Origin of the sequence: Rickettsia sp. TH2014, from assembly GCF_019249195.1 — a bacterium.
Taxonomy (GTDB): domain Bacteria; phylum Pseudomonadota; class Alphaproteobacteria; order Rickettsiales; family Rickettsiaceae; genus Rickettsia; species Rickettsia felis.
This window is the reverse complement of sequence record NZ_MXAX01000265.1, coordinates 1-624: the sequence shown is the minus strand read 5'-3', so window position 1 is coordinate 624 and position 624 is coordinate 1. Positions and strand designations below refer to the sequence as shown.

Below are 624 nucleotides of genomic sequence, written 5' to 3'. Positions count from 1 at the left end.
GCAAATAAGTGGACGCCCGCTCAGGACAAAATTACAAATGCAGAAAGCTTTGATCCAAATAAGCATCTAAAGGGCATGATGCATCATCACATATTAGAGGCAGTATACACTTATAAAGATGCTGACGACAAGTTACTAGGGTATGTAGTACGCTTCATCAACAAAAAGGATGGTACAAAACAAACTCTACCTGTCACCTATTGCTACAACGCTGCAAAAGAAGAGCAAGCTTGGCGCTGTAAAGGATTTACTGATAAGGGTGACAAGCCTATCTTTGGCATAGAGAAAGCTACTGTCAGTAGCAAGCCTATATTGATAGTAGAAGGTGAAAAGGCAGCGATTGCTGCATCTAAAATACTACCTGAATATAATGTAGTATCATGGATGGGCGGCAGTAACGCTGCTGATAGAGTGAACTGGGGTCAATTACAGTGGCGTGATGTAATAATATGGCCTGATAATGACAAAGCGGGTTTAAAAGCAGCAGAAGTAATTAAAAACAAACTCAATAAAGCCAATGATCATATAGGCTTTGTAAGCGTAGTTGATCCAACGGCATTGAAGTTTAATAATAGCGTTCATCAAGACTTATTGCCTGAGAAATGGGACTTAGCAGATAGATTA

At 39.7% G+C, this 624-nt stretch carries 1 protein-coding gene; it reads left to right on the top strand.

The window, feature by feature from the left end; all coding sequences use genetic code 11:
• Window positions 1-624: toprim domain-containing protein (locus KYQ89_RS07925; RefSeq protein WP_256621433.1), on the top strand; the 624-nt coding region annotated here is incomplete at both ends.